The sequence below is a fragment of the Kitasatospora putterlickiae genome (assembly GCF_039527695.1).
GTDB classification, from domain to species: Bacteria; Actinomycetota; Actinomycetes; order Streptomycetales; family Streptomycetaceae; genus Kitasatospora; species Kitasatospora putterlickiae.
The window spans coordinates 1-5,126 of sequence record NZ_BAAAKJ010000192.1; the positions used below are offsets into that span (position 1 = coordinate 1).

General features: G+C 73.2%; 4 protein-coding genes. All 4 read left to right on the plus strand.

Annotation, left to right across the window (positions count from 1 at the left end):
- Positions 1-994: Dyp-type peroxidase (locus ABD308_RS19240; protein WP_344336169.1), on the plus strand; the 994-nt coding region annotated here is incomplete at its 5' end.
- A 146-nt stretch (positions 995-1,140) separates the two neighbouring features.
- Positions 1,141-2,076, plus strand: a complete 936-nt coding sequence (pheA, locus tag ABD308_RS19245; protein WP_344336171.1) for a prephenate dehydratase — start codon at positions 1,141-1,143, stop codon at positions 2,074-2,076.
- 571 nt (positions 2,077-2,647) lie between these two features.
- Entirely contained in the window at positions 2,648-3,922 is a 1,275-nt protein-coding gene (gene serS, locus ABD308_RS19250; RefSeq protein WP_344336173.1) for a serine--tRNA ligase, read from the plus strand.
- Positions 3,923-4,016: 94 nt separating this feature from the next.
- Entirely contained in the window at positions 4,017-4,871 is an 855-nt protein-coding gene (locus ABD308_RS19255) for an HAD family hydrolase (protein WP_344336176.1), read from the plus strand.
- Positions 4,872-5,126: the final 255 nt, after the last annotated feature.

The following is a 5,126-nucleotide window of genomic DNA, read 5'->3' on the forward strand; positions in this document are numbered from 1 at the left end:
CCGGGACGGCCTGCGCGCCCTGCTCCAGCGCTGGTCGCGGACGGCCGCCCGGATGGCCGAGGGCGAGCCGGCCGACGAGTTCGACAACCAGGTCGCCCTGGACGCCGGCCCCTGCTCGCTCACCGTCACCTTCGGCTTCGGCGCGGGCCTGTTCGACAAGACCGGCCTGGCCGACCGCCGCCCGGCCGGCCTTGAGCCGCTGCCCGCCTTCCCGGCCGACGCGCTGGACCCCGCGCGCGGGGACGGCGACCTGTTCGTGCAGATCGGCGCCGACGACGCGCTGGTGGCCGTGCACGCCCTGCGGGTGCTGCAGCGCCAGGCGGCCGGCACGGCGGCGCTGCGCTGGCAGACGTCCGGCTTCGCCCGCACGCCCGGCGCCACCGCCAACCCGATGACCGGACGCAACCTGATGGGCCAGATCGACGGCACCAACAACCCCCGGCCCGGCGAGGAGGACTTCGCGGCCAAGGTCTTCGTCGCCGCCGGAGGGGAGCAGCCGGCCTGGCTGACGGGCGGCTCGTTCCTGGTGTTCCGGCGGATCCGGATGCTGCTGGACAACTGGGAGGCGCTGCCGGTGGACCGCCAGGAGCGGGTGATCGGGCGGCGCAAGTCGGACGGCGCCCCGCTCGGCGCGCCCGCCGGGGCGGGCGAGCGGGCGCCGGTGGACCTCGCCGCCCAGGGGACGGACGGGGCGCCGGCCATCCCGTCGGACGCCCACGTCCGGGTCGCGGCGCCGGCCGCCAACGGCGGGGCGGCCATGCTGCGGCGCGGGTTCTCGTACCACGACGGACTGCTGGCCGACGGCTCGCCGGACGCCGGGCTGCTCTTCCTCGCCTTCCAGGCCGACCCGCGCAGGGGGTTCACCCCCGTGCAGCGCAAGCTGGCCAGGGGCGACGGGCTCTCCCGCTTCCTGCGGCACGAGGCGAGCGGCGTGTACGCCGTCCCGCCGGGCGCGGCGCGGGACGGGTACGTCGGGCAGGCCCTGTTCGACTGACCGGACCGGACGCCCGCCGTCCACCACGCGTACCGTCACCGCCCACGGAGCGGAACGCGGTCACGGGAGGCGGACGGAGTGGCTAAGGTGACTCCTTTCGGCGATCCGCCGTTCTTCCCACAGGTCCCGTTCCCCTTGGAGGCGTCATGTCGGCAACCCGCTACACGTACCTCGGGCCGGCGGGCACCTTTACCGAGGCGGCCCTGCGCACCCTGCCGGAGGCGGCGACCCGGGAGCTGGTGCCGATGTCCTCGGTGCAGCTGGTGCTGGACGCGGTGCGCGGCGGCGAGGCCTCCGGCGCGTTCGTGCCGATCGAGAACTCGGTCGAGGGCGCCGTCACGGCGACCAACGACGAGCTGGCGTCCGGCGCGCCGCTGATGATCTACCGCGAGGTGCTGCTGCCGATCACCTTCGCGCTGCTGGTGCGGCCGGGCACCGGCCTGGCCGACGTGAAGACCGTCACCAGCCACCCGGTGGCCCAGGCGCAGGTCCGCCGATGGCTGGCCGCCAACCTGCCGGACGCGCACTGGGAGTCCGCCGCCTCGAACGCGGACGGCGCCCGGCTGGTGGCCGAGGGCCGGTACGACGGGGCGTTCGCGGGCGAGTTCGCGGCGCCGATCTACGGTCTCGACCCGCTGGTCAAGGACATCGTGGACGCGCAGAGCGCGACCACCCGGTTCGTGCTGGTGGGGCGGCCCGGACGGGTCTCCTCGCCGACCGGGGCGGACAAGACCTCGATGGTGGTCTGGCTGCCGGACGACCACCCGGGTGCGCTGCTGGAACTGCTCCAGGAGTTCGCGGTGCGCGGGGTCAACCTGATGCGGATCGAGTCCCGGCCGACCGGGGAGGGGCTGGGCAACTACTGCTTCCTCATCGACTGCGAGGGGCACCTCAGCGACCGCCGGGTGGGCGAGGCGATGATGGGCCTCAAGCGGATCTCCCCGCAGGTGCGGTTCCTCGGCTCCTATCCGCGCGCCGACCGGCAGGCCTCGTCGCACCAGCGGCCCGGGACCTCGGACGCGGATTTCAGCGCGGCGGCGGACTGGCTCTCGCGTTGCCTCGACGGGCGCGGGGACATCTGAGTCCGCGCGGGTCGTCCGAGTCCGCGCGGGGACGTCCGCTTCCACGGACCCTCCGCGTTCACACCGGGACATCCGTGTCCATCGGGGCGCCATTCGCCGGCCACGTGCCCTTTTCGAACCGTTTTCCACCCCGCCGGGCGGCCGTCCACAGGGCGGCCGCCCCGGTGCGGGGCTTGTCCACAGGGGTGGGCGCTGTCCACAGGTCCGAGTTATCCACAGGCCTGGGGATGAGTCGACAAACCGGTATAGCCACTGCGCGTTTCGGTCGGATCATCGGTTTGCGCCGCAGAGATGACTAATCGGACCAGAGTCACCCGGGTGCCAGTAAATCACCCGTCCGAGTGCTTCAATTCGCTCACCCGGGAAGGTCAATTCAGGTTTGAAACTTGAATTCCCGGGTTCGCCGCAGCGCCCTCCGGCGCCGCCCCACGATCCACAGCCGACGGCCCCAGCCTGTGGATAACCAGCGCCGGCGCGGTTTCCCACAGCGGTTATCCACAGGCCGGGGCGAGTTATCCCCAGGGGAAAACCGGTACCGGTGGACAGGTCCCCGCCCGGTAGGCTTGGGCCCGTGATTGACCTTCGCCTGCTCCGTGAGGACCCTGACCGAGTGCGCGCCTCGCAGCGCGTCCGTGGCGAGGACGTCGACCTGGTCGACGCCCTCCTCTCCGCCGACGAGCGCCGCCGGTCCTCGGGCACGCGCTTCGACGAGCTGCGCAACGAGCAGAAGTCGCTCGGCAAGCTCGTCGCCAAGGCCCAGGGCGAGGAGAAGAGCGCCCTGCTCCAGCGCACCAAGGAGCTGGCCGCCGAGGTCAAGGCCGCCGACGCCGAGCAGACCGGGGCCAAGGACGAGGCCGAGCGCCTGCTCCGCTCGCTGGCGAACCTCATCGACCCGGCCGCACCGGTCGGCGGCGAGGAGGACTTCGTCACCCTGGAGGAGATCGGCACCCCGCGCGACTTCGCCGCCGAGGGCTTCGAGCCCCGCGACCACGTCGAGCTGGGCCAGCTGCTGGGCGCGATCGACACCGAGCGCGGCGCCAAGGTCGCCGGTGCCCGGTCGTACTACCTGACCGGTGTTGGCGCGCTGCTGGAGCTCGCCCTGGTCAACATGGCGATCGCCCAGGCGACCGCCGCCGGCTTCACCCCGATGATCACCCCGGCCCTGGTCCGCCCGGCCGCCATGGACGGCACCGGCTTCCTCGGCCAGGCCGCCGAGAACGTGTACTTCCTGGAGGGCGACGACCGCTACCTGGTCGGCACCAGCGAGGTCCCGCTCGCGGCGTACCACATGGACGAGATCATCGAGGCCGACAAGCTGCCGCTGCGCTACGCCGGCTACTCGTCCTGCTTCCGCCGCGAGGCCGGCACCTACGGCAAGGACACCCGCGGCATCATCCGCGTCCACCAGTTCGAGAAGGTGGAGATGTTCGTCTTCACCACGCCCGAGGACGCCGAGAACGAGCACCGCCGCCTGCTCCAGTGGGAGAAGGACTTCCTCAACGCCCTCGAACTGCCCTACCGGGTGATCGACGTCGCCTCCGGCGACCTCGGCGCCTCGGCCGCGCGCAAGTTCGACATCGAGGCCTGGATCCCCACCCAGGGCAAGTACCGCGAGGTCACCTCGACCTCGAACACCACCGAGTACCAGTCGCGCCGCCTCGCCATCCGGATGCGCGAGGAGGGCAAGGTCCGCCCGCTGGCCACGCTGAACGGCACCCTGGTCGCCGTCCCGCGCACCATCGTGGCGATCCTGGAGAACCACCAGCAGGCCGACGGCTCGGTCGTCGTCCCCGAGGCGCTCCGCCCCTACCTCGGTGGCCGCACCGTCCTGACGCCGGCCAAGTAGCAGGCCGAGCAGCAGGCCGAACAGCGGCCGGGCGGCACCGGCACCGCGGCGACGCGGACGCAGCAACGAAGCAACTCCCGGGAGACAACGGCCCATGAGCACCACCAGCCCCAGCCCCGTCTCCCCCGCGGACGGTGGCGGCCTGCCCTTCAAGCTGGTCGCCACCGACCTCGACGGCACCCTGCTGAGCACCGCGGAGAGCGTCTCGGCGCGCAACCGCGCGGCGCTGGCCGACGCCACCGCGGCCGGCGCGCTGCACATCATCGTCACCGGCCGCTCGGCCGTCTGGGCCCGCCCGGTCTTCGACGAGATCGGCTACCGGGGCATAGCCGTCTGCGGCCAGGGCGCCCAGGTCTACGACGCGGGCGCGCACAAGCTGCTCACCTCGCTCACCCTGGACCGCCGACTGGCCGCCCTCGCGATCGAGCGGATCGAGGAGGAGACCGGCCCGCTGGCGATCGCCGCCAACCAGGACGGCCTGGACGGCGACGTGCTGGCCGGCCCCGGCTACGAGCTGCAGATCGGCTCCGACCTGCCGGTCGTCCGGACCCCCAAGGACGAGCTGCTGACCGCCCCGATCAGCAAGCTGTACATCCAGCACCGCGGCCTCTCCGACGACGCGCTCGCCGAGGCCGCCCGCCGCGCGGCCGGCGACCTGGTCGGCGTGGTGATGGCCGGCGCCGGGATCGTCGAGCTGCTGCCGCTCGGCCTCTCCAAGGCCACCGGGCTGTCCATCGCCGCCCGCCGGCTCGGGGTGAAGGCCGCCGACACGATCGCGTTCGGCGACATGCCCAACGACGTGCCGATGTTCGGCTGGGCGCGGCACGGCGTCGCGATGGCCAACGCGCACCAGGAGCTGCTCGCGGTCGCCGACGAGGTGACCCTGAGCAACGACGAGGACGGCGTCGCGGCCGTGCTGGAGCGGCTGTACCCGGCCGGCCTGCTCTGACGGCCCGCCACCGCGCGGCCCGGCGCACCGCGGCCCCGCGCACCGCCGGGTGAACGCCCTCCCGGCCGTCACGGGTTCAGCCGTTGGAGTGACCCTGCGGTGAGCCGGTGCGGCGAAGCCGCGGGTCGGCGGGGGTGCGGCCGTCTTCGGCGGCCGGGCGGCACCGGAGGAGTTTGTATGCTCCCAGGGTTGCCCGCTTCCGCCGCTGAGAGGTGCGCGCCATGTCAGTCCAGTGGGGCGAGAGCCCGCCGGATC

Coding starts and splice junctions, on each gene's coding strand:
- pheA (WP_344336171.1), top strand. CDS start 1,141: ATGTCGGCAACCCGCTACACGTACCTCGGGCCGGCGGGCACCTTTACC.
- ABD308_RS19255 (WP_344336176.1), top strand. CDS start 4,017: ATGAGCACCACCAGCCCCAGCCCCGTCTCCCCCGCGGACGGTGGCGGC.